18 protein-coding genes and 1 pseudogene are annotated in these 22,253 nt (G+C 62.5%); 7 read left to right on the forward strand and 12 right to left on the reverse strand.

Annotation, left to right across the window (positions count from 1 at the left end; translation table 11 throughout):
- Window positions 1–104 precede the first annotated feature (104 nt).
- Both AC0C6X_RS14080 and AC0C6X_RS14085 read left to right on the forward strand, forming a co-directional pair.
- On the forward strand, window positions 105–1,871 hold the full coding sequence (locus AC0C6X_RS14080) for a sensor histidine kinase (protein ID WP_472953637.1): 1,767 nt from the start codon (window positions 105–107) through the stop codon (window positions 1,869–1,871).
- Window positions 1,868–3,196 carry a sigma-54-dependent transcriptional regulator gene (locus AC0C6X_RS14085; RefSeq protein ID WP_472953640.1) on the forward strand — a complete coding sequence of 443 codons (1,329 nt, stop codon included), beginning with the start codon at window positions 1,868–1,870 and terminating at the stop codon, window positions 3,194–3,196. The genes AC0C6X_RS14080 and AC0C6X_RS14085 overlap by 4 nt, the downstream gene beginning before the upstream one ends.
- Window positions 3,197–3,425: 229 nt before the next feature.
- Here the strand turns inward: AC0C6X_RS14085 and AC0C6X_RS14090 are convergent, their stop codons facing one another.
- Window positions 3,426–4,346, reverse strand: coding sequence for a LysR family transcriptional regulator (locus AC0C6X_RS14090; protein WP_173519083.1), 921 nt, complete (start codon window positions 4,344–4,346; stop codon window positions 3,426–3,428).
- 127 nt (window positions 4,347–4,473) lie between these two features.
- On the opposite strand from AC0C6X_RS14090, the gene AC0C6X_RS14095 reads away from it, so the two are divergent.
- The 3 genes from AC0C6X_RS14095 (at window position 4,474) to AC0C6X_RS14105 (ending at window position 6,643) form a co-directional block, all read left to right on the forward strand.
- Entirely contained in the window at window positions 4,474–5,058 is a 585-nt protein-coding gene (locus AC0C6X_RS14095) for a substrate-binding domain-containing protein (RefSeq protein WP_173519082.1), read from the forward strand.
- A 71-nt stretch (window positions 5,059–5,129) separates the two neighbouring features.
- The gene (locus AC0C6X_RS14100; protein WP_472953643.1) at window positions 5,130–6,506 is read left to right on the forward strand and encodes a carboxymuconolactone decarboxylase family protein; all 1,377 of its coding nucleotides are present in this window, start codon (window positions 5,130–5,132) and stop codon (window positions 6,504–6,506) included.
- Between the two features lie 5 nt (window positions 6,507–6,511).
- Window positions 6,512–6,643, forward strand: coding sequence for a hypothetical protein (locus tag AC0C6X_RS14105; protein WP_349508018.1), 132 nt, complete (start codon window positions 6,512–6,514; stop codon window positions 6,641–6,643).
- A gap of 19 nt (window positions 6,644–6,662) precedes the next feature.
- Here AC0C6X_RS14105 and AC0C6X_RS14110 read toward each other — a convergent pair whose 3' ends face one another.
- The 6 genes and pseudogenes from AC0C6X_RS14110 to AC0C6X_RS14135 form a co-directional block, all read right to left on the reverse strand.
- Window positions 6,663–7,148: an adenosine-specific kinase gene (locus AC0C6X_RS14110; RefSeq protein WP_173519081.1), complete on the reverse strand. Its 486-nt coding sequence runs from the start codon at window positions 7,146–7,148 to the stop codon at window positions 6,663–6,665.
- 325 nt (window positions 7,149–7,473) lie between these two features.
- A complete protein-coding gene (locus AC0C6X_RS14115) occupies window positions 7,474–9,120 on the reverse strand; it encodes a caspase family protein (protein ID WP_247958807.1) in 1,647 nt (548 codons plus the stop codon).
- Window positions 9,121–9,440: 320 nt separating this feature from the next.
- Window positions 9,441–9,749 (reverse strand): DUF982 domain-containing protein, encoded by a 309-nt coding sequence (locus AC0C6X_RS14120; RefSeq protein ID WP_173519079.1) that lies wholly within the window; start codon window positions 9,747–9,749, stop codon window positions 9,441–9,443.
- A 578-nt stretch (window positions 9,750–10,327) separates the two neighbouring features.
- Entirely contained in the window at window positions 10,328–11,113 is a 786-nt protein-coding gene (locus tag AC0C6X_RS14125) for a pseudouridine synthase (RefSeq protein ID WP_472953645.1), read from the reverse strand.
- A gap of 81 nt (window positions 11,114–11,194) precedes the next feature.
- Entirely contained in the window at window positions 11,195–12,757 is a 1,563-nt protein-coding gene (locus tag AC0C6X_RS14130; RefSeq protein ID WP_173519074.1) for a D-aminopeptidase, read from the reverse strand.
- Window positions 12,758–12,850: 93 nt separating this feature from the next.
- Window positions 12,851–14,568: pseudogene (locus tag AC0C6X_RS14135) on the reverse strand (ABC transporter ATP-binding protein).
- 355 nt (window positions 14,569–14,923) lie between these two features.
- Between AC0C6X_RS14135 and AC0C6X_RS14140 the strand changes: the two are divergent.
- Window positions 14,924–15,205 (forward strand): DUF6074 family protein, encoded by a 282-nt coding sequence (locus tag AC0C6X_RS14140; protein ID WP_472953646.1) that lies wholly within the window; start codon window positions 14,924–14,926, stop codon window positions 15,203–15,205.
- A gap of 11 nt (window positions 15,206–15,216) precedes the next feature.
- Here the strand turns inward: AC0C6X_RS14140 and AC0C6X_RS14145 are convergent, their stop codons facing one another.
- Genes AC0C6X_RS14145 through AC0C6X_RS14155 form a run of 3 tightly spaced genes read right to left on the reverse strand, consistent with a single transcriptional unit; the run spans window position 15,217 to window position 19,226 of the window.
- Entirely contained in the window at window positions 15,217–16,437 is a 1,221-nt protein-coding gene (locus tag AC0C6X_RS14145; protein WP_472953647.1) for an adenylate/guanylate cyclase domain-containing protein, read from the reverse strand.
- Window positions 16,438–16,488: 51 nt separating this feature from the next.
- Window positions 16,489–18,555 (reverse strand): 2Fe-2S iron-sulfur cluster-binding protein, encoded by a 2,067-nt coding sequence (locus AC0C6X_RS14150; RefSeq protein WP_472953650.1) that lies wholly within the window; start codon window positions 18,553–18,555, stop codon window positions 16,489–16,491.
- Window positions 18,556–18,614: 59 nt separating this feature from the next.
- Window positions 18,615–19,226: a glutathione S-transferase family protein gene (locus AC0C6X_RS14155; RefSeq protein WP_173519070.1), complete on the reverse strand. Its 612-nt coding sequence runs from the start codon at window positions 19,224–19,226 to the stop codon at window positions 18,615–18,617.
- A 146-nt stretch (window positions 19,227–19,372) separates the two neighbouring features.
- Here AC0C6X_RS14155 and AC0C6X_RS14160 point away from each other — a divergent pair, with 146 nt between their 5' ends.
- Window positions 19,373–20,266, forward strand: coding sequence for a LysR family transcriptional regulator (locus AC0C6X_RS14160; protein WP_173519069.1), 894 nt, complete (start codon window positions 19,373–19,375; stop codon window positions 20,264–20,266).
- A 29-nt stretch (window positions 20,267–20,295) separates the two neighbouring features.
- On the opposite strand, the gene AC0C6X_RS14165 is transcribed toward AC0C6X_RS14160, so the two are convergent.
- Entirely contained in the window at window positions 20,296–21,099 is an 804-nt protein-coding gene (locus AC0C6X_RS14165; RefSeq protein WP_472953653.1) for a LytR/AlgR family response regulator transcription factor, read from the reverse strand.
- Window positions 21,096–22,190, reverse strand: a complete 1,095-nt coding sequence (locus AC0C6X_RS14170; protein ID WP_173519067.1) for a sensor histidine kinase — start codon at window positions 22,188–22,190, stop codon at window positions 21,096–21,098. Before AC0C6X_RS14170 ends, AC0C6X_RS14165 begins: the two co-directional genes overlap by 4 nt.
- Window positions 22,191–22,253: the final 63 nt, after the last annotated feature.

Consider the following 22,253-nt stretch of genomic DNA (forward strand, 5'->3'; position numbering starts at 1 on the left):
TCATCGGATGTGGTAGGGAGCCGGATCAACAATAGTGCTGCGGCGTGTGCATCCGCTCCCATTCGTTCCCAATGTCGATCGCTTCTTTTGTCCGCAAATACGGTTTGTTGCTCCCCGGCCTCGCCGCCGTGGCGCTGGTTGTCGGCCTTGCGGGCTTTCGCATCAGCGAGACCCTGGGCCTGGCGGAGTTACAGAGAACGGGCACGCAACGCCTCGAGCTCTATGCCACCAGCCTGAACAGGCAGATCGACAAATACGCCTATTTCCCGGCGACGCTCGGCCTGGAGCGGGACGTGATCGACCTGATCGCGCACGGTAAGCCGCTCACCGACACCGTCAACCGCTACCTTGAGCAGCTCAACCAGCGGGCAGGCACGCTGTCGATCTACCTGCTCGACCGCGGGGGGCACGTGGTCGCCGCCAGCAATTGGAACCGCCCGGACAGCTTCATCGGCGAGGACCTGTCCTACCGGTCCTATTTCAACGATTCCATGCAGGGGCGGCCCGGCCGGCTTTTCGGCATCGGTACCACCCGCGGCGAGCCTGGCTACTATCTCTCTTCGCCTTTGCTCGCGAAAGGCGCGGTCGTCGGCGTGGCTGCGGTCAAAGTCAGCCTTGAACAGCTGGAGCAGTCCTGGGCGACCGTCGAAGTGCCGGTCATCGTCACGGACCAGAACGGCGTCGTCATCCTTGCGTCCGTACCCTCCTGGAAGTTCACTACGCTGCGCCCGCTGCCGGACCAAGAGCGGCGGCGTCTGGAGCGCAGCCTGCAATACAACGCCCGCCCGCTTCCCTCGCTCGGACTGCGGCGCGAGGAGGCTTTCAGCGAAAATGCCACCCTCGTGCGGCTTGCGCCATCGGCGGACGTCGGCGGCGGTTCCAAGCTGTCGGGCAACTTTCTGGCGCAGACCGCCCCGATGGGCGACACCGGCTGGTCGCTGACGGTGCTTTCCCCCGCCGGTGAGGTCAGGGCGATCGCCTGGACCCGTGCTGCTTTGGCGGCGATCGCCAGTGCCTTCGTCGGAATTGTACTTGTGCTGCTCGACCAGCGGCGGCGGCATCTGCACGACCAACTGCGGGCTCGCGAAGCGCTGCAGCGCGCCCATGACGAGCTGGAGCGCAAGGTTGAGGAGCGGACACGGACGTTGCGGGCCGCGCAGGACGAACTCGTCCATACCGCCAAGCTGGCTACGATCGGCCAGATTTCCGCCGGCCTTGCCCATGAGATAAATCAGCCTCTCGCGGCGCTGCGCACGCTTTCCGGCAATGCGGTCAAGTTCCTCCGACGGGGTGATGTGGCGACTGCCGAAAGCAACCTTGACCGCATCGGCAGCATCGTCGATGGGCTGGGCACGCTCACCAACCAGCTCAAGTCCTTCGCCCGCAAATCCTCGGGTACGCCGGGTCCGATCGATGTCCGACGTTCGGTGGGCAACGCACTGTTCCTGCTCGAACAGCGCCTGCGCCGCGCGAATGTAGACGTGTCCACCGAGATCGCGACGGGCGAGATTACGGCGCTCTGCGATGCCAACCGTTTGGAGCAGGTCATGGTCAACCTGATTGCCAATGCGCTGGACGCCATCGAAAACGCAGCGTCGCCTGCTCTACGCCTTCGCGGCTGGCGCGAAGATGGACGCGCGGTCATCGAGGTCCATGACAACGGGCCGGGCCTGCCGGAACACGTGCGCGAGCACCTCTTCGAACCCTTCTTCACGACGAAGGAAAGCAACAGGGGCTTGGGGCTCGGCTTGGCGATTTCGTCGGAAATCGTGCACCATTTCGGTGGAGCGCTGACCGGGGCGAACCACCCTCAGGGCGGTGCGGTTTTCACCGTCGTCCTGCCCGCACCCGGTATCGGAGAAACGCCATGAGCGACAACCTCAAGGTCCTGATCGTCGAGGACGAACCGAACGTCCGCCTTGGATGCCAGCAGACACTCGAACTTGAAGGCATGGATGTCGACGCGGTGGAGAGCGCCGAGAAGGCGCGACGGCTCGTTCCTGTCGACTTTGCGGGGATCGTCGTTACCGACATCCGCCTGCCGGGCGACGACGGCATGGCGCTCATGCATGATCTTCTGCGGCAGGACCGCGACCTGCCGGTCGTCTTGATGACCGGGCATGGCGACATTTCTCTGGCGGTTCAAGCGATGAAGGACGGAGCACACGACTTCATCGAGAAGCCGTTCTCGCCCGACTATTTCGTCGAGGTCGTGCGGCGAGCGCTTGAAAATCGCAGGCTGACGCTGGAGGTGCGCGAACTGCGCGCGCGGCTCGAGAACAGGCAAATGACCGCCGCTCGCATCATCGGAGACTCTGCCGCTATCGAGAGGGTGCGTCACCTCATCGGCGAGCTCGGCAACAGCGCCGCGGATGTACTGATCCAGGGGGAGACAGGAACCGGCAAGGAACTCGTGGCGCGCTGCCTGCACGATGCCAGCCCGAGACGGAGCGGCAATTTCGTCGCCATCAATTGCGGCGGGGTCCCCGAAAACCTGTTCGACAGCGAAATCTTCGGCCACGAGCCGGGCGCCTTCACCGGTGCCGCAAAGCGCCGGATCGGCAAGATCGAGCACGCCAGTGGCGGCACGCTGTTTCTCGACGAGATCGAGAGCATGCCGATGGCCATGCAGGTGAAGCTGCTCAGGGTGCTGCAGGAGCGAACGCTCGAGCGCCTTGGATCGAACACGCCGATCTCCATCGACTGCCGCGTCGTCGCTGCGACCAAGGTGGATCTGGCGGCGCTTGCGGAACGAGGAGAGTTTCGTGCCGATCTCTATTATCGGCTGAATGTCGCGACGCTACCCTTGCCGCCCCTGCGCGAACGCCGCGAGGACATCGGCCTGATGTTCGAGCATTTTGCCCTGCAGGCGGCGTCACGTCACGAGCGGGCCGTGCTCGATCCCGATGCCGAGCGGACAAGGCGGCTGCTTGCCTATCATTGGCCGGGCAATGTGCGCGAGTTGCGCAATGTCGCTGAGCGCTGCGTGCTGGGCATCGAGACCGGCTTTCCGCCTTTCGGCGGAGCGGCGGATGCGACCTCTCGTCCTCTGGCACAAACCGTCGAAGCTTTCGAGCGCGCGCTGATCGCCGAAGCCCTCAGTCGCAACGGCAATAGCCTCGCCCGCACCAGCGAGGAATTATTGACGCCAAAGGCGACCCTGCACGATAAAATCCGCAAGTACGGTTTGACGTGATACCGATCTGGGGCTTGGCACTGCGAAGACATCTCGGCATCTTTGATGCAGTGGTCGTTTGGGGAATTAGCGCCCTCTGAAGTTCCATGCTGTTTTCACGATGGCACGAGCGGCGCGATTGGCTTCGGGGCCAATTCGAAATCATCGACATTGGACGCCGGCGCGGTCGGGCGCAAGTGGATCGGATGGCGTTGGCCGCCCCAATCGATCGGAGCAACTTTCGGCGACGCTATTGATCCGTCTCTTGCGATATCTCTCGGATCACGCGTCGAAGCCATTGGTGTCCCGCATCCGCCTCATGGCGCGCATGCCAGGCCTGAACGACCCGAAAGGGCGGAATTCCGATGGGCGGCGGGAAGAACCGAAGCGGCAGCCCTCCTGGCAGCCGCCCGAACAGCCGGCGGGGTTCCGTTGCCACCAGGTCCGATGAGTCGACCAGGAATGGTGCCATCAGAAAGTGCCCGACGGTGACCACCACTTTTCGTTTCAGCCCGCGCTCGGCCAGCACGGCATCGACGTAACCGTACGGATTGCCCCTCGTCGATACCTGGAGATGGCGAAGCGATAGATAGCGGTCGAGGTCGAGAGGGCCAGCAAGGGCGGGGTGATCGCCCCGGCCGGCGCAGACGAAATCCTCTTCGTAGAGCAGCTCCTCGCGCAGGTGCGTAGGGGGTCCGGGGAAGTTGCCGGCGATGAGTTCGACCGATCCTTCTTCCAGCATCGGCAGGCCGACGCCGTGACTGGTGTTGCGGACCACGAGCGAGACGTTCGGCGCTTCGTGTTCCAGGCGCGCAGTCAGTCGAGGCAAGAGCACGTAGGCCGCATAGTCGGACAAGCCGAGTGCGAACTGGCGTGCGCTCTCTCTTGGTTCAAATGCCTGGCCGCCGCGCAGCACGACTTCGACCTGTTCGAGGATCGAGCGGATGGCCGGAGCGGCTTCAAGCGCAACCGGCGTCGCAATCATGCCGCGCGGCGAGCGAACGAACAGAGGGTCGCCGAAGAGGGCGCGCAGTCGATTGAGTGCGTGACTGACGGCCGGCTGCGTGAGCCCGATCCGTTCGGCGGCACGGGTCGCATGTCCTTCCGCCACCAGGGCGTCGAACACGACCAGGAGATTGAGGTCGATGCTGGCGATATTAACTGTTTTCATGGCGGCGATATTATTAATTCATTGGATTTATCGCAATCGCTAGACCTTCAATGGCCGCGTTCCTTCGGTCCCTCAGACCGATCCAATCGCCGCTCGACCAACTCGAGCCCGCTGAAGGAGAAGATGTTTGCCCAGCCCCTCCACCATTTCCCGTCACCGGAAGACTGTCTCGCTCGTCACATCGCTTCATCTGGCAATCACGAGCCTGGCGGCTCCGGCGATCAGCCTTGCGCTTGTCTCGCCAGCGGTCGCGCAGACGAAAATCGAAGCGGTTGCCGTCGCCGACGCAATCAATGCCGCAAAGGCGAGCGTCGCCGATGCACTGGCATCCGGTGAACGCGTGCTGCTCGCCGAACTCCATGGGCCGACGCTCTACGTTTTCAACACGGAGAACAATGTCGGTGGCCCGGTCCTGCGCGTTCTTGAACAGTTGGGCTTCAGGCCTGTTCTACCGGAAGGCGTCGATGTCGGCGCTTCGGGCGTGACGTCTCTCTGCCTCCACGCGTTGCGGCGCTCCCCTGCCGATCACGTCTTCTTTCTGAACTTCTCCACGTCAGACAACGCTGTGCGCGAGGTCGAAGAGGCGCTGGGGCCGATTTCGGGCGGTCGCCTCTATCGGATGGGCACGACGACATCCATCGCACTCTCCGCAGAATGGACCGAGCCGTATCTCGTCCCGCTTATCGCCGAAGCGATCCGGGCTGACGGCTGACTCCAGGCAACGTGGTCAAACTAGGCGCGCCCCGAAGCACAGCGTCGTGAGACCAAAAGGATCCGAAGACAATGACCAGCAAGTGGAAAGATGCCGAGCTGAACGGCGACGGCACGATAGATCAGGACAGACGAACCATGCTCAAGACTTCTGCAGGCCTGGTGGCTACCGCCGCACTCGGCGAACCCGCTTCCGCACAAGGGGTTGATGCCGCAGCCGAGAATCGGCGCGCAAAGGGGCTTGAGGCGCTAAGCGCCGTTGGCGGCGCAGACTTCAGCCGAACGCTCGATCCGCTTTCCGCGGATCTATCCCGGATTCTGATCGAAGATGCCTATGGCAACGTGATGGCAAGGCCCGGCCTTTCGCAGAAAACCCGCGAGCTTATCAATGTGGCCGTCATCACCGTCCTGGGGACAGCGCGGCCTGCACTTCGCTTTCACATCGCCGGCATGTTGGAGACCGGCTGGAACCCGCGTGAGGTTGTCGAGACCCTGATTCATAGTGTGGTCTACGGCGGCTTTCCCTTCGCCCAGGACGCCATGCTTCTGGCCAGGGACGTATTTGCTGCGCGCGGCGTTGCCGTCGACACCGCCTCCGGTCGACCGGAAGGTGATGACTGGGTGCTCGGGGTGCAACAGCTGCTCAAGACAGGCAAAGACGACGCCGGCGCACTTGTCCGCCGCGCGGTCGACGGATCTGGCCCATCTCCCGATCTTGATCGGCTGACGGTCGAGTTTGCCCACGGCGAAATCTGGAACCGGCCGGGCCTTGCGGTCAAGGACCGGGAACTTGCAACCCTCGCCATGGTGGTTGCGATCGGCAATCTCGATAGCACGGTGCGTTTTCACGTGGAGGCCTGTTTGCGGACCGGTTGGACGCGGGCCGAAATCACGGAACTGCTGATCCAGCTGCCGGTTTACATCGGTTGGCCAAAGGCGCTCACCGCAGTCGAACCGGCACTCGCCGCATTCGCAGAAGCGGAGAAGCCGGGCGGTCTGGCTGAACCGTCAAAGGCAAGTGAGGGCTTGGCCGAGGAGCGTACGCAGGCAGAGACGGACGAGGCCCGCTTCGACAGAGGCGTCGCAGCCATGGGCGACATCAGCCGGGCCTCTGGCCACGCCGTGGTTGAAGCCTTCCGTCACATCGCTCCCGATCTCGGCCGCTACATCCTCGAATTTTCCTACGGCGATGTGTTCTCGCGGCCCGGTCTCGACCTCAAATCGCGCGAACTGGCGGCTGTCGCCGCGCTTGCGGCGCGTGGAACCGCAGCAGACGAAATACCGCTCAAGGTTCACGTCCAAGGGGCGCTGAACACCGGAGCCACACGACAGGAAGTGACGGAGGCCATTCTCCACATGCTGCCCTATGCCGGTTTCAGTCGTGTGCAGGCGGCGATGGCATCGGCAAGCCAGGTGTTTCACGCAACCGAAGCCGAGGAGGGTCCCTAACCTGCGTGGCTCGAATGGTCATCATCGGTATTGCCCGTGCCGGCCAGGAGATTTCGGCCTGTCCGTTCCAACGCGCCACCGGCCATACCTGGATTGGGATGGCCTTCGGTGGCGCGCGGGCCGCACCGGCGCGCTGACATGGGCCTAATCCAGGCACTAAAGCTTGTAGCCGATCTGCCGCAGCAGGTCTTTCCGCCACGCAATGTCTGAATCCGTTTCGACACCCAGCGGTGAGGCGCCATCCACCACCCCAAGCACGCCGCGACCCAACTCCGTTTGTGCGACGATCACCTGTGTCGGGTTGGCCGTCGCGCAGTAAATGCGGCAGACCTCCGGCACGGCACGCACGGCGGCCAGCACATTGACGGGAAAGAATCCGTCACCCAGGAAGATTAGGAAGGTGTGCCCGGCGCCAATTGCCAATGCGTTGTCTCGTGCAAGGGCGAGCATGGGTTCGTCATTACCCGACCAGCGCACCAACCGCTTACCGGAGGCCTCGCAGAAGGCGAGCCCAAAGCGAATGCCAGGAACCGCGCCCACCATCGCCTCGTGGAGGTCTTCCACAGTCTTGATGAAATGCGACTGGCCGAAAATGAAGTTGGCGGCGTCCGGCTTGACGATGGGCACCACGGTGAGTTCCATGGCTGCGCTCCTTCAAGGTAGGCAATGTAATGGTAGCTAGGCCCGTGCAGGGTGATTTCAAGCGGCCATGTTGCGCTGGGACCTAAAGCGACGGAGCGGCGGAATACCGCTTGCGGGCCGTTGCTACCTTGGCAAACGCTTTCTCCATTGGACTTACGATCGCGCAGGAACCGAGCGAAGATCCAGTCGGCTCGACGCGCACGGCCCAGGGATCTGCCTATGACGCTGAAGTGGATCGCGCCGCAGGCTTTAAGAATGTCGCCGCTGGATGAAAGTTCGGGGCAGGTCGCACGCACATCGAAGTCTCCCTGACACTACCTTCACGCTACATCTTGCCCATAGTAATAACTCCGGAGCAACCGCTGCCTGCTCCGGTCCCCCTGAACTTGCCGGTCCCTTTATCTCCTTTTATCATCCCCGTCAGGATGTTGCCTCCCTTCCTTCCCTTATGGACAAACGTGTGGCTAATCGTGACGGCTCCGTTGCTGGAGATTTTTCCCGAGAACCCAGAGCTCGACGACACTGTGCCGTGACTTACGAAAACGGTTGACGAGAGTTCGCGCCAGTCGCCGCAGTCCGTCTTTGCATGCCTTATTATCCGCCATGTGCCGTCGAAGGCACTCAGGCCGAGCTCCACGCAGCGGTTGTCGCGGGCTTCCAATCCGTTGCCGCAGACTAGCGGACAAACACGATTCCCGATCGCTTTCAGCCCATTCAAAAGCTCCTCGGTCGGTGCGAGTGAGGTAAGCTTCAGTCCCTTGCGCCCGGCATATGCCTGCAGGGCCTTCCGGCTGCTGTCACCCCATTTGCCGTCAACCCGGCTGAGGCATCCGATGCGCGCCAGTTCCCTTTGGGCGGCGAACGCGAGTTCACCGGCCGTCATGTTGGCCGCCGGCGCACCTGACGCCTGTGCCCTTGAGTTGGCCTGTCCAAGAACAGCAACGTCAGTTGGCCCGGCGTTGCCTTCAAGGTTTACGGCACGTTTGGAATCGGCCGTTTCCTGCTCCGCCGCCTGCCTTTCCTTTTCGCGCGCTCCGATCGCCGCGATCTTCAATTTCGCAAGCGTTCCGAACGCGCCATTGGGGTATTCCCGGAGGTATGCTTCGAAGAAATTGCTTTCGGTCGAATCCTTAATGGAATTCCAGTAGGCAAGCTCCACGGTTCTGTCGGTATCCGCTGTCGCCGGCGGCCTCGTTGCTGGGGCCAGGACCGGCGATGGATTTAGAACAACGGGGCCTGTCAGGGATGAGCTGTCCCAAGGAATCTGCTTGCCGTCCGTGACCTGTAACACGGTGCGACGCACTGCAATCAGATCATCCGTTATGCTCTGCCCGGGTGTGCCGAGGTGTTTCAGCAAGGCCGTCGTGAACGGGGAGTTCCTGCCAGCCCCATCAAGGGCAACGTTTCCCGGCTGAGTTGCGAACGCAATCAGAGAGCCCACGCCGGTATCGAGTTTCGCTAGCCCCCGCCCGACGACCATTGACCGCGTTCCCAGGGAGCGTGCCAGTGTCACGGCCAGTGGATTGTCACGGCACGCGTCGAGGAACACCAAGTTGACCTTGGCATTACGCTCCATGGCGGAGAGCACGAGCTCGATCGGCAACGCCTCGAAATCCAGATCGTTGTTTGAACGAAGCTGCGCGTCGACCGGGATCATGTAGTTGGCCCCGTTTACCTGCAGCCCATGACCGGCATAGAAAAAGAGCGCCACGTCAGCGCCTTCGACTTTTCCCACAAACTCTCGGATCGATCGACGCATTCCCGCCAGGTCGAGGTCGTGGCCGGTCACCACCACGAATCCCAGTCCTGTCAATTTCGACGCCATGTCGCTGGCGTCATTCTGCGGGTTCGTAAGCTGTGGCGCGTGCTGGTAGGCCGAGTTTCCAATGACCAGCGCGACGCGCTTTTCGGCCCAAGCGTACGAGCTTAGAAAAAAGAGCGAGAGCACAACGGCCGCACGAAGAAAATACATAGGAGCCAGCCCCACCGACCATGCTCCCAAGTCGAAATCGACGTTTGGCAGGCACACCTCCGATTGTCGCTGTCAGCGCATCGGACCAGCCCAAGGGATTGCAGTCGGGATGAATTAAGAATGATCCCAGGCGCGCATGTCGTCAACCAAGACCCGAATGTTGTCGAAGCTTAGCGGCGCCGTCGGGTGTAGTCACATAATCGGTACGCAGTCCGCTCGTCGTTTCTTGGCTGGATCGGTCGGATCCCCATCACCACATTCTGGAAGTGGTTATCGGTGAAGATCGGAGTTCAATCAGGCCACAGCCACGCTTGGCGTTGTCAGCTCAATGGCTTGTTGCCGTGAGATCCCGGGCTGGCATGGTGATAGTGGTTGGCAACCGCTGACGTCGCCATACCAGCCTCCAAGCACGCACCGATGAAGGCATCACGAGCAACCGCTGCTGGAACAGAGCGATTCAGCGCACAGCGGCACGTTATGACGGCGCGTTCATAGCCTTGTCCGTGCCGTATCGGCCATTCATGTTCTAGAAAGTCCAGTGCGTCGTAGACCGATGCAAAAATGCGGTTCGATCCTGACTGCAAACGAACAGATAGCGGGACCGCCCAAGGTATCTCAGGAAGGCGCATAATGTCCTCCTTCCGCAGGCTAACAGGATGAAAAAGAACACCAAAATGATACAGCGACGGCCCCCGCGGTTCAACGTCAACACGGCAGGTACCAAGGGGGCGGGGCTCGTCCGTTCGTCGTACGGATTTATGCGAATGACGTAGAGGTTCGCATCGAGGCCGCTCTTCGGTTTAGTCGATTGTCGCCGGTAGCGTTCTTGGATCTCGAAGCCTTTTCGGCTCTCTTCCGGGGCAGAAGGACCATCGCGTCGCGACTGAGCCCGCCAGCATCACCTCTTCCCCGCAAGTATTGCGGCCGCAGGATTAGCGGTGCCGTTTTCGCTCATTCTTTCGGGCACAACGATGCTCGCCTATATCGGCGAGCCGCTGGCACGGACATTTCGCAGGGCCATGCGGGAGAATTGAGGTCGGAACCGGCTACCGGCCAACCACGCGCTTGTCGCGTGCATGTTCCGGTGGAGTGAGGTCGTCGTTTCGGACGTCGCATTAGATGACCGCCCACCTCACGGCAGGGTGTTCCTAAAAATTGCAGCGGCCAGCCTGGGTCTCGAGGCACTCGAATGTTCCGGCATGGCCCGTCAAAGACCCGTGCGTTGTCTCAGATAGGTGATTTCTTCCGCCGTGAGTGTACGGGTGGCGCCTTTGGGTAAGTCGCCAAGCGCGATCGTCCCGATCGAAACGCGAAGCAGGCGCAAAACCTCGAAGCCGAGCGCATCAAGCATGCGGCGGATCTGGCGGTTGCGCCCCTCTTCCAGCTCCACTTCGATCCATGTGTTCTTGTCGCCACCCTTGAGATGGACGGCACGTGCGGCGCGCAGCACCTCGCCGCCTTCCTCGATGCCGGCAACCATCTGCCTGAGATGCCCGTCACCGACCTGACCGGCGATCTGCACGTGGTAGACCTTGCCGAGATGTGTTTCAGGATCGAGCAGGCGCTGGGCAAGCACTGTGTCGTTGGTGAAGAGCAGAAGCCCTTCGCTGGCTTTATCGAGGCGACCGACCGGGGACAGGAAAGACAAGTCGGATTCCGTCAGGCAATCGAACACCGTCGGCCGGCCCTCGGGGTCGTGCCGAGTGGTGACCAATCCGCGCGGCTTGTTCAGCATCAGATAGATCTTCTCTTCGGCATGCACCGGCTTGCCATCGACCGCGATGCTATCCTTGTCGATGTCGACCCAATGTGAAAGGCTCGTGGCCTTGCGTCCGCTGACGCTGACGCGTCCTTCGAGAACGAGCTTTTCGGCTTGCGTGCGCGAACAGTAGCCGAGCTTGGAAAGTGCGCGGGCAACGGTCACGCGCTTGCCGGCATCGGCTGCGGGGCGGCGGCCGTTGTCTCGCGCAGCCGTTGGTCGCTTCTGTTTCACGCCGTGGTCTTCCGGTTTCTGGTCATGTCGCGGCCCATCGCCGCGCCTCTGCTTAGCATATCCGGCGCCTCGATCACGGCCTCAGCCGATTTTCGTGTAGTCGATCCGCCGGGCGAGCCAGCAGCCGATGGTGAGGCCTGCAACCTCGCCTTGCGCGTTGCGCCGGACGAGCATGGTCCAGTCTCCCGGTGCCGGTGCATCCATCGCGCGCTTGCAGCGAAGGAGCCAGACGTCTTCGGCCAGCGGTCGCATGGCATGCATCGCTCCGGTGCCGAGCGCACCGTCGAAGCCGCCGTAGAAGACGCCATTGGTGGAGACGATGTCGAGATGAGCGTCGAGTTCAGCCGAATGGTAGCGGCCGGCGATGTCGGGGAACGCCGTGCCGGAAATACGTTCGGCATTCACCGTCAGATTTTCGCGGGGCCGTTCCATGCGAAGCGCGGCGCCTTGCGCGGTCAGGGTCACCGCCGCCGAGCGGGCGCTGCCGTCGGCACTGACGGCAAGCGTTTCGGGCGAAGTCGCGAACCGCAGTTCGATGCGGGACGATGCCGTCGGTCTGGCGACAAGGGCGAGGCCCGTTTCCGGATCCAGGTAGCTTCCGGTGCTCCGCGCGTCCCAGCTCCCGGACGTGGTCTCGGTATCCTCGTGGCCGAGAGCGATCTTCATCAGCGTCGTTGCAGCCGCATGGGCATCGCCTTCGTGATTGAACATCACCACGACGGAGAGACGCTCGGTGGGTGCGTAAAGCCTGCGGCAGCGGAAACCGCGAAGCGCGCCACCGTGACCACTGATCGCGACATCGCCGATCATCTCGTGTGCGAGGCCGAAGCCGTAGGGTGCCGGGCGACCATCCGCATAGGTCTGCGGTGCAGAAAGGCGGCGATAGAGCCCGTCCGCATCGTCACGCGTCCCGTCGATGAAGCACTCCCAGGCCAGCATGTCGTCGAGCGAGGCGGAAACACCGGCGTCGCCCGCCCAATAGATGCGATTGAGCGCCTCGAAATAGCCGATCGCCTCGTTGCCCTCGTAGCCGACGATACCGTCCGGCGGCAGGCTGGTATCCGGGGTCAGGGCGGCGGTCTGCATGGCCGCGGGACCAAAGACGGAGCTCTGATAGAGTTCCGCCATTGAGCGGCCGGTATGCTCTTCAATCAGGTCGGCGAGAATGCGGAAATTGCCGTTGGAGTAGGAATAGCGGGTGCCGGGCTCGAAATGCGTCGAGCGCGCCTTGGACAGCAGCGGGCGTGCATCCTCACGGCGGAAGACACCATCGTGGCTGGCGCCCTCAAGCACCGTCAACGCCCAGTAGTCGCGAAGTCCGGACTGGTTGTGACAGAGATGGGCAGCGGTCGGGCGCTTGCCTTCGAGCAAGGGGAGATAGGCGTCGAGCGCGGGGTCGAGCTTCTCGGGACGACCAACCGCGTCCAGCAGCACCGCGCAGGTTAGCTGCTTGGTGATCGAGCAGATCGGAATCCGCGTCGCCATCGTCATCTGTTTGCGGGCCGTCAGGTCGGCATAGCCCCAGGCGTGGCGAAACAGGACCTCGCCGTCTCTCACCACACCGGCAACGCCGCCCGGTCCGGGGTGGTGCTGCGGCAAGGCTGCTATGGCGCGTTCAAGGACGGAAAGATCAGGAGTGTTCATGGCGCTAAGGATCTGGCGGACGGAGGGTGCAATGTGTTCCGTTCGTATCGTCCCCTCCTTCCGCATGCAATGCCTACGCTGCCATGGCCATCATCAGATGGTACCTGCCTGGGCGTGATAGAGGCGGCTATAGGCGCCCTTGGCGGCGAGCAGTGTTTCGTGCGGTCCCTGTTCGCGAATGCGGCTGCCGTCGCCCACAACGATGCGATCGGCATCGCGGATCGTTGCCAGCCGGTGCGCGATGATCAATGTCGTCCTGCCCCTGGAAAGTTCGGCCAGCGACTGCTGGATCGCCCGTTCCGATTCGGTGTCGAGCGCGGAGGTCGCCTCGTCGAGGATGAGGATTGCGGGGTTCTTCAGGAACATGCGGGCGATCGCCAGCCTCTGCTTTTGCCCGCCGGAAAGCTTGACTCCGCGCTCGCCGATCACCGTGTCCATGCCGTCCGGCAACGCCTGGATCGTGCCGTCGAGCTTGGCGCGCCGGGCGGCATCCAGGATATCGGCTTCACTGGCACCGAGCCGGCCATAGGCGATGTTGCCGCGAATGGTGCCGGCGAAGAGGAAGACATCCTGCTGGACGATACCGATCTGGCCACGCAGCGAGGAAAGCGTGATGTCGCGGATGTCAGTGCCGTCGATGGTGATCGAACCTTCGCTGACCTCGTAGAAGCGTGGCAGCAGCGAGCAGATCGTCGTCTTGCCGGCGCCCGAGGGACCGACGAAGGCGATCGTCTCGCCGGCATGGATCGTCAGGTCGATGTTCTGGATGATCGGCTTCTCGGCGCTGTAGCCGAACGAGACGCCGCTATAGGTGATGTCACCCTTGAGGTCGGTGACGTCGGCAGCATCTGGCCGATCCTCGATATCGGGCTCGGTTTCCATGAGTTCGAGGAAGCGTTTGAAGCCGGCAATACCCTTCGGATAGGTCTCGATGACCGAGTTGATCTTCTCGACGGGGCGGAAGAACACGCCGACCAGAAGCAGGAAGCTGACGAAGCCGCCATTCGTCAGCTCGCCGGTCAGCACGAAGTAGCAGCCGGTGATCATGACGATCAGCTGCGTCAGCCGCATGCTCATGTAGCTGAGCGACGTGCTCGCGGCCATGATGCGATAGGCTTCGAGCTTGGTGCGGCGATAGTTCTGGTTGTCGGTCTCGAAGAGGCTGCGCTCATGCGCTTCTTGGCTAAGGCCTGTACCACCCGTATCCCCCCAACATTCTCCTCGATGCGGGCGTTGAAATCGCCCACCCGGCCGTAAAGGTTGCGGAAGTTCCGGGTCATCCGCCCGCCGTAGCGGCTGGTAACCCAGGCTGTCATCGGCACGACGGCGGCCGTGATCAGCGCCAGCTGCCAATGCACCATCAGCATCAGCAAGAGTGCGCCGATGAAGGTCATGATCGCAATGAACAGGTCTTCAGGCCCGTGGTGGGCGACTTCGCCGATTTCCTCGAGGTCCTTCGTCAGGCGCCCGACCAGATGACCGGTCTTCTGGTTGTCGAAGAACGAGAAGGAGAGCTTCTGCAGATGGTCGAAGGCCATCCGCCGCATGTCCGTCTCGATGTTGATGCCGAGCATGTGGCCCCAATAGGTGACCGTCGCCATCAGGCCGGTATTGAGCAGATAGACGAGCAGTAGTCCCGCCGAGGACAACAGGATCAGGGTCCATTCCTGGCTCGGCAAAAGCTGATCGACGAACAGCTTCACTGCGATCGGGAAGCCGAGCTCGAGCAGGCCGGAAAGCACGGCGCAGGAAAAGTCGAGAATGAACAGGCCGCGATAGGGGCGGTAAAACGCGAAGAAACGCTTCAACATGCAGCTGCACTCACTGGGGGGGCGGCGACCGAGGGTGGTGGGTATAAATATGAATTCCAATGTCATGTTTTATGTCGGAAACCAACCCAGAAAAGCGGACGACCGTGTCGCCGGTTTGACGAGGCCGACATCTTCTGTCCCACAAGCGGTCAATCCGCATCTGGCGGCGGCGGCGGGAAGGAAACGTTAACCATAGGCTTCGTAGAACAGGAATCACCAGAGTGCTTCGCCTGCGGTTGGGGACACCGCAGGCGCGTGAGGTGCTCGACATCGACAAGCGTAGGGCGTCTTCATGCGTTCGCGTCAACGCACGAAGCTCCAGGGGGCAAATGAGAAGATGGCAGGCAAGCAATCAGTGAAAGCCACGGAATCCGATGCGAGCACGATCGTTCCGTTTCCGGTGGCAAGGAGATTGACCGCCATCCGCACCGCTGCCGTCGAGCTTGAAGATCTGCATGGCGCCGAAGCCCTGCAATTCTGGCGCCGCCGGTGCCGCGCCCTCGCCGACGAACTTCTTGCCTGCGGCTGCTCGGAAGACGAAGTGCGCCGGCAGGTGATGGACTTCCAGGGTGAGGTTCAAGCCGAGCTGCAGCACCGCCATCTCTCGCGCGTCTCTCAGGGCGTGATGAGCCAGTAACGGCACGCTTTTCAGTTCGCCGGCAGTTCCGGATCCCACGTGAACAGCTCCTTTGCCCGCGCGATGCCGCGCAGCGCGAAACGCCCCAGCGACACCGCATGGACCTGATGTTCCGGCGGGCAGGCCTCGACGAAATCAGAAGACATGATCATGTGCCGCTCGACCGAACGGCACATCGATGAAATGCGGCTCACTTCGTTGACGGCCGGACCGACGACGGTGAAATCGAGTCGGGTCTGGCTGCCGATATTGCCGTAGAACACTTCGCCGATATGGAGGCCGAGATAGACGTCGGTCGTCGGCTTGCCCTCCGCCTGCCGGCTCGTATTGAGCTCGGTGAGCATGCGGCGGAGCTGCCGTTCGGCCGCAATGGCGTTGGCGCAGGCGGTAGCCGGGTCGTCGGCATTGAAGATCGCAAGCACACCGTCACCGATGAGCTTCAGCACGCAGCCACCATGGTCGTGAATGGCCGTGATCACCGTGCCCGAATAATCGTTGAGCAGCGGGATGATCTGGTCGGGCGAGGCGGTGTCCGAGATGCGGGTGTAGCTCCTGAGGTCCGAAAACCACATGACCGTTTCGATGCGCACCGCCGCACCGCGGGCGATGCTTCCCTCGACAACGCGTTTTCCGGCGTCGGCGCCAAGATAGACATCGGCAAGCGTGCTGATGATGCGCATGCAGGAGCCGGTCTTCACCGCGAGCGCGAGCGTCGGCAACAGGGCCCGGAGCGCAGCGATGTCGTCCTCGGCGAAACCGGACGGCTTGCGGGTCGTCCAATAGGAATAGAAACAATCCATTCCCCCGACGCGACCCTGATCGGTGAAATGGTGGATCATGCTGACGCAATCGGTGTGCCCTTGCTCCTTCAGCTCGTTCAGCATCGTGAAGCTGACGGTTTCCTCGGTCGCGAGGCGGGTGCGCCGTTCCGGCTCATGATCGTTGAGCATGTGGTAGAAGATGGAATTCTGCCAATTCAACAGGGCTTCGCCGGTCGTTGTCGAGCCGTACTGGATGACATCGGGCGTCACATCCGTCTCGTCATTCCACTGGAAGGCGCGGCCTTCGAATTCCGGATGCAGCGTGTCGATCAGCCCCAGTGCGCGGGCAAGGTCGAGGCCGGCTGCACGGCACTGCTCGCAGAAGCCAGCGAACAGCTCCGGCTCATCCAGCCCCTTCAGGCCCTGCTCCGAAAGCCAGAGGACGATATCGCGGATCTGTTGATCGTTCATTCTGCATCCCGCACGGCTACTGACGATGTCCATCAATAGCCGATACATGGCTTAGAGCGAAAGATGCAGCTTGTGTTCCTCGTCTTCAGCCGGAACGGCACAGCAGATCAGCGCTTCGTCCTCTGCCACCGGGAAAGAGGGCGCGGACGGATAGGTCACTTTTCCTTCGAGCACCGACGTCCTGCAGGATCCGCAACTGCCGTTGCGGCAGCCGAATTCGGGTGTCAGCCCGCGCGCTTCGGCGAGATCGAGCAGATTGCCGTCGCCCGGTTGCCAGCGGGCCTCCTTGGCGGATTTCGCAAAGACGACGTGGACGGGAACGCTCGCCGGCGGTGCCATGATCGGCTGAGAACCGCCATCCGGCCGCCGTGTCAGCGACGAGAGCCCAAAGGCTTCCGCATGGATGCGGGCGTCGGCCACATTGAGCGCGCGAAGACCATCATAGAGGGACTGCGTGAAGGCCGCCGGGCCGCACAGATAGAAGTCGTAGTCGTCGAAAGGCAGGGTGGCTTTCAGATGAGTGAGATCGATCCGGCCACTGACGTCATAGTCCTGCCCTTCGGTCGCGCCCTCCGGTTGGCTGAGCGCGCGCACGAGGCGGATATTGCCTTGGCCTTCCTCGACCAGAGCGGCGATTTCCCGGTCGAAGGCACGTTCCTCCAAGGAGCGGGCGGCCTGAAAAAGCCAGGTCGGACGCGTGCGGCGCTTGCGGCGACCCTCGTGGACGATGTGCTGGAGCATGGCCACCATCGGCGTGATGCCGACGCCGGCGCCGATCAGCGCCGCCGGTCGCCGCTCCGTGCCATCGATCGTGAAACTGCCGGCTGGCGCACGCGCTTCGATCCGGTCACCGGGTTTGAGTCGATGCAGTTGCCGTGAAACGATGCCGTCCTTCTTGACGCTGATGCGATAGAGCGCATCGGTCGGGGCGGAGGAGAGCGTGTAGCTTCGGACAAGAGCCTTGCCGTTCGCGTCTGTCCGCATCCGGATCGGCAGGTGCTGGCCGGCCCGGTGGGCCATGAGGCCGACACCATCGTCCGGCGCGAGGTAGAGCGAGCGGATCGTCGTACTTTCCTCTTCGACGCGCGCAACCCGGAACGGCCGCCACTTTTCGGCCAGGGTCGCGGCCTGCAGGCGTGCCTTCGCTTGCTCCCAGTCGCCTGTCGTCAGCAGGTTGGGCGACCAACCACCATCCTCGAAGGCCCAGCGAAGCGGCAGGCCATCCTGGCGATAAACGACCTGTTCGGGCCGGAAGCGCCACAGGCGTTCGGCACCCTGGAAGGCGGCGACCTCGGGCGAAGACAGAATGACCTCGGCGCTACCGGTCAGCTGCAGCATGTCGCCGGTCGCGAAGTCGATGAACAGCAGACCGGCGCGCGGATTGACCATGAAGTTGCCGAGCGTGTTGAAGAACAGGTTGCCGGAGAAGTCGGGGATCGTGAGAACGTCATCGTCGCCGATCTCGACGAAACCAGCCTTTCCGCCGCGATGGGAGACATCGACCTGCCGCTCGCCGGTATCGCGGTCGAAATAGGAGGCGACGAAAAAGGTATCGGCATTGGCGATGATCGCCCGGGCGCGCTCGTCGAGCGCCGTGTAGCGGACCGGCCGGTGCGATGCCGGATCGTGCGGGGCACGGGAAAAGGAGAATTGCCGGAGCTGGATATATTGCGGGCAGTTGCCGAAACTCTGGCGCACACGAATGGTGAACCCGTCGTCGCCCTCACGCAGGATCGCGCCGTTCAGCCGGTTGCGGCGCCGGGTTTCGAGCTGGATGCCGAGCATGCCGATCGAATGGGCGTCATCCATGCCGGCATCCGCCGGATCATCGGGTTCGCGCGGCAGCCGCACGTCGAGGTTCAAGGCGTCGGGAGCCTGCATGAAGCCGGGGGCTGCGGCGCGCATCGTCGCCCAGACGTCACCTTTTGCGTCGACCGCGCCGAAGACAGCGAATGGCAGCATGGGGAAGAACCGCTGGTGCTGCTCGGGCATGAAGCTGCGCACGAAGTTCCGCCCCGTTGCATCCATGCGTTCGACGACTCCGAGGCTGCGCTGGATGGCAAGTTCGCCTTCGTGCCAGGGAGAGTCCGGCCGTTTCTGTTGTGCATTGTCCGGCATGATCTGAAACCTCGTTGGGGTGAGGGCGGGACAGGGTGGCTGCCCCGGGGCCCGGTTCGTCAGGCGGCGAGGCCGACAGCCGTCTTCTGGAAGCCGACGAAGCCGGGCAGGCGCTCGATGCGGGCAAGCCAGGCCCGGACCTGGGCATAGTCGGAGAGGTCGACATTGCCCTCGGGCGCGGCGGAAACGTAGCTGTAGAGCGAAACGTCGGCGATGGTCGGCCGGGCGCCGAGCAGGAAGTCGCGGCCGGTCAGTTCAGCATCGATCTGCGCCAGCACGCGATGCGCCCGGGCAATCGCCTCTTCCGCCCGCAGATTGGCGCCGAACACGGTGACGAGCCGGGCAGCCGCCGGGCCAAAGGCGATATCGCCGGCGGCAACCGAAAGCCATTTCTGTACCTTGGCGGCCAAGGCCGGATCTTCCGGGAGCCAGTCGATGCGGCCGAGCTTCTTGGCGAGATAGACGAGGATGGCATTGGAGTCCGCAATGATGGTGCCGTCGTCATCGAGAACCGGAACCTGACCGAACGGATTGAGCTTCAGGAACTCCGGCTCCTTGTGTGCCCGGGCCTTGAGATCCACGTCGATCAGTTCGTGCGGTACGCCGAGCAGCGACAGAAAGAGCTGCGCCCGGTGTGAATGGCCGGACAGCGGATGGCGATAGAGTTTCATGGGGGATGTCCCTCGAGTGCGTGAGAACCGTCGCGGCCCTCCGGCGGTTCGGGATGAACCGCCTTCGAGAGCAATCTATGACTTTCCAATTTTTGGCAGTAGAATGGATATTCGGTAGTCAGATTCTCATTTTTTGGAAGGAAAGAATGGACCGTCTCGACGCCATGGGCGTTCTGCTTGCCGTCATCGAGAATGGCAGCCTGTCGGCCGCCTCGCGGCAGCTCAAGGTGCCGCTTGCCACCGTCAGCCGGAAAGTTTCGGAACTCGAGACGCATCTTGGCGCCCAGCTCATCACCCGGACGAACCGCAAAGTCCTTCTGACGGAAACCGGCCGCTCCTATGTGGAAGCGGCCAAGGAGATCCTGGCGCGCGTCGAAGAGGCGGAAAGAGTGGCCGCCGGTGAATACAGCGCGGTCAAGGGCGACCTGACGATCTCTGCTCCGATCGTCTTCGGCCGCCTGCACGTCCTTCCGGTCGTCGTGGACTTCCTGAAGGCTCATCCCCAGATCGACATGCGGCTGGCGCTGAGTGACCGGTTTGCCAATCTCGTTGACGACCACATCGACGTGGCGCTTCGGATCGGTAATCTTCCCGATAGCAATCTGGTTGCGACCAAGCTCGGCACCGTCCGCCGCGTGGTCTATGCAAGCCCCGATTATGTCGCGCGGCTCGGCGCGCCCCAGCATCCGAACAAGCTCGCCGAGCATGACTGCATCACCTTCGAAAACGTCACGGCCGCCCATGTCTGGCGCTTTCTCGACGATGGGCGCGAACTGGCTGCGCCGATCCGGTCGCGGCTGATCGTCAACACGGCGGAATCGGCCGTCGATGCCGCCATCGCCGGCCTCGGCCTGACGCGGGTGCTTTCCTATCAGGTGGCGCGTCCCGTCGCAGAGGGGTTGCTCGTTCCCTTGCTGGAGGCGTTCGAACACCCGCCGCTTCCGGTCCAGCTGGTCTATCTGCCGCAGGGTCTGGTGCCGATGAAGCTCAGGGCGTTCGTGGATTTTGCGGTGCCACGGCTGCGCGGAGTCTTGCGCTAAGTATGTCGCGATCTTCCGCGCGCGGCCCTTCAAGCGCTTGGTGGGCGCTCGGCGGTGGTCGGCCGGATATGGCGCGCATAGGTCCGCCCGACGCGGATTTCGCTGCCATCGGAGAGCAGGGCGATAAGGGCAGCAAAGGGGGCCTGCTTGAGTCCCATGATGCAGTCGCGGCGCACGATCGAACTGCGATGTAGCCTCAGAAACTCGGCCGGGTCGAGCCGGCGTTCGAGCGATGCGAGACTTTCGTGATGCAGATAGGACCGACCCTCGATATGGATGCGGACATAGTCGCGCTCCGCCTGGAAACGCACGACCCGATCAAGCGCGATGCGAACGAATTCTCCGCGGGACTTGATCCAGAGATCGGCCGACTGGGCTTCGTGTTTGCGCAGTGCCTGTCGCAGCGCATGCACGGTTTCGTTGAGTTCCAATACACGTTCGGTGCTCGTTCGCGCCGCAATCGCCACGCGCGCCCGCTCGATTGCGGTGCGCAGGCGGTTCGCCTCGATCGGCTTGGTGACATAGTCGACGGCAGCCGCCTCGAAGGCGCGAAGCGCATAGTGATCGAAGGCGGTCACGAAGACGACTGCGGGCGCATTGCTCCCCAGCTTCCCCAGGATGTCGAAGCCGGTGCCGCCAGGCATCTGGATATCGAGCAGGATCACGTCCGGCTGCAGCTCGGCGATGAGGTCGCAGGCCTGCTGGACATTGCCGGCGGCTCCCAATACCTCGACGTCTGGCATTGCGCCGAGCAGGCGCAGCAGGCGACGTCTGGCGAGCGGCTCATCGTCGATGACGAGGATCGAAAGGGAGACTGTCTGGATTTCGTTCATGCAAGCCTCAGCGGTATCGTAATTGCGGCTCTGAAACGCCTGGGCGTCACCAGCCCGGATACACAGGCGCCGACACCCGGAAAGCGCGCCTGGACGCGGTCGGCGACATTCTTGAGGCCGATCCCGGTGCCGGAGGTCTGGCGCCGGCCATTGTCGGCCTCTGCGGCAATATCGTTCTCGACGGTGATTTCGAGCGCCTGGCCGACCTTGGCCGCGCTGATGACGATCTCGACCTGTTCTGGCGAGCGGCCGACGCCGTGTTTGACCGCGTTCTCGATCAGGGGTTGCAGGATCAGGCTCGGCACCAGCGCCTCTTCCAGGCCGCTGGCAATGTCCATCCTGAGTTTCATCCGGTCGGAGTAACGCTCGCCTTCGATGTGAAGATAACCGGCCTGCAGGGCCAGTTCATCCGCCAGCCGCACGTCGTGCAAGGGATCGAGCTCCAGGGTCGTGCGCAGAAAGTTTGAAAGCGACATCACCATGCGCGTTGCGGCAACGGTCTGCCCTTCCTCGATCAGTCCGGCGATGGAGTTCAGCGTGTTGAACAGGAAGTGCGGATTGACCTGGTAGCGGAGAGCCCGCATTTGCGCCGCGAGCGCCTCCTCGCGCGTGATCGCCAGGCGTCGCTCGCGTTCGCGCAGCTCGAAACTGTAGAGCAGCGCGACGAAAAAGAACGACCAGCCGACGAAGGTCGCCATGCTGTAGACGAGCGTATAGCCGATGCTGGTCCAGTCGACCGTGATCGGATCGGGACGCACGATCACAAGGTAGAGCATGAAGTCGACGCCGGTATTGGCGAATGCGGCCACGAGCGAAGTTGCAAAACCGACGACGATCTTGATTGCGATATGGTGCCGCCGCACGCCAAACATCGCCGCGGCGATGCCATAGGAAAAGGTCATGCCGCAGATCATCAGGAGCAGCTTTCCCGGTGCCGACATGATCGGATCGATTCCGAGTATGCCCCACAGGATGCTGCTGATGATGAATTCAATGAACCAATAGAGAAATCCGAGCCAGAGCGTCGCGCGCCGCACGCTGGCGATATAGGCGCCTTCGTCCACTGAATTGGTTTCATCTTCTGGTTTCATGCCATTTTTATGGTTGAAGCGGGCGCCGATGTCGATTGCCGTTCGTCGGCGAAATCAAGCCGT

This window comes from Ensifer sp. VA4, assembly GCF_055710065.1.

Bases quoted from the DNA above. Each gene is read 5' to 3' on its own strand.
- AC0C6X_RS14085 (WP_472953640.1), top strand. From the start codon at position 1,868: ATGAGCGACAACCTCAAGGTCCTGATCGTCGAGGACGAACCGAACGTC.
- AC0C6X_RS14090 (WP_173519083.1), bottom strand. From the start codon at position 4,346: ATGAAAACAGTTAATATCGCCAGCATCGACCTCAATCTCCTGGTCGTG.
- AC0C6X_RS14100 (WP_472953643.1), top strand. From the start codon at position 5,130: ATGACCAGCAAGTGGAAAGATGCCGAGCTGAACGGCGACGGCACGATA.
- AC0C6X_RS14110 (WP_173519081.1), bottom strand. From the start codon at position 7,148: ATGGAACTCACCGTGGTGCCCATCGTCAAGCCGGACGCCGCCAACTTC.
- AC0C6X_RS14115 (WP_247958807.1), bottom strand. From the start codon at position 9,120: ATGTATTTTCTTCGTGCGGCCGTTGTGCTCTCGCTCTTTTTTCTAAGC.
- AC0C6X_RS14120 (WP_173519079.1), bottom strand. From the start codon at position 9,749: ATGCGCCTTCCTGAGATACCTTGGGCGGTCCCGCTATCTGTTCGTTTG.
- AC0C6X_RS14130 (WP_173519074.1), bottom strand. From the start codon at position 12,757: ATGAACACTCCTGATCTTTCCGTCCTTGAACGCGCCATAGCAGCCTTG.
- AC0C6X_RS14145 (WP_472953647.1), bottom strand. From the start codon at position 16,437: ATGAACGATCAACAGATCCGCGATATCGTCCTCTGGCTTTCGGAGCAG.
- AC0C6X_RS14150 (WP_472953650.1), bottom strand. From the start codon at position 18,555: ATGCCGGACAATGCACAACAGAAACGGCCGGACTCTCCCTGGCACGAA.
- AC0C6X_RS14155 (WP_173519070.1), bottom strand. From the start codon at position 19,226: ATGAAACTCTATCGCCATCCGCTGTCCGGCCATTCACACCGGGCGCAG.
- AC0C6X_RS14160 (WP_173519069.1), top strand. From the start codon at position 19,373: ATGGACCGTCTCGACGCCATGGGCGTTCTGCTTGCCGTCATCGAGAAT.
- AC0C6X_RS14165 (WP_472953653.1), bottom strand. From the start codon at position 21,099: ATGAACGAAATCCAGACAGTCTCCCTTTCGATCCTCGTCATCGACGAT.
- AC0C6X_RS14170 (WP_173519067.1), bottom strand. From the start codon at position 22,190: ATGAAACCAGAAGATGAAACCAATTCAGTGGACGAAGGCGCCTATATC.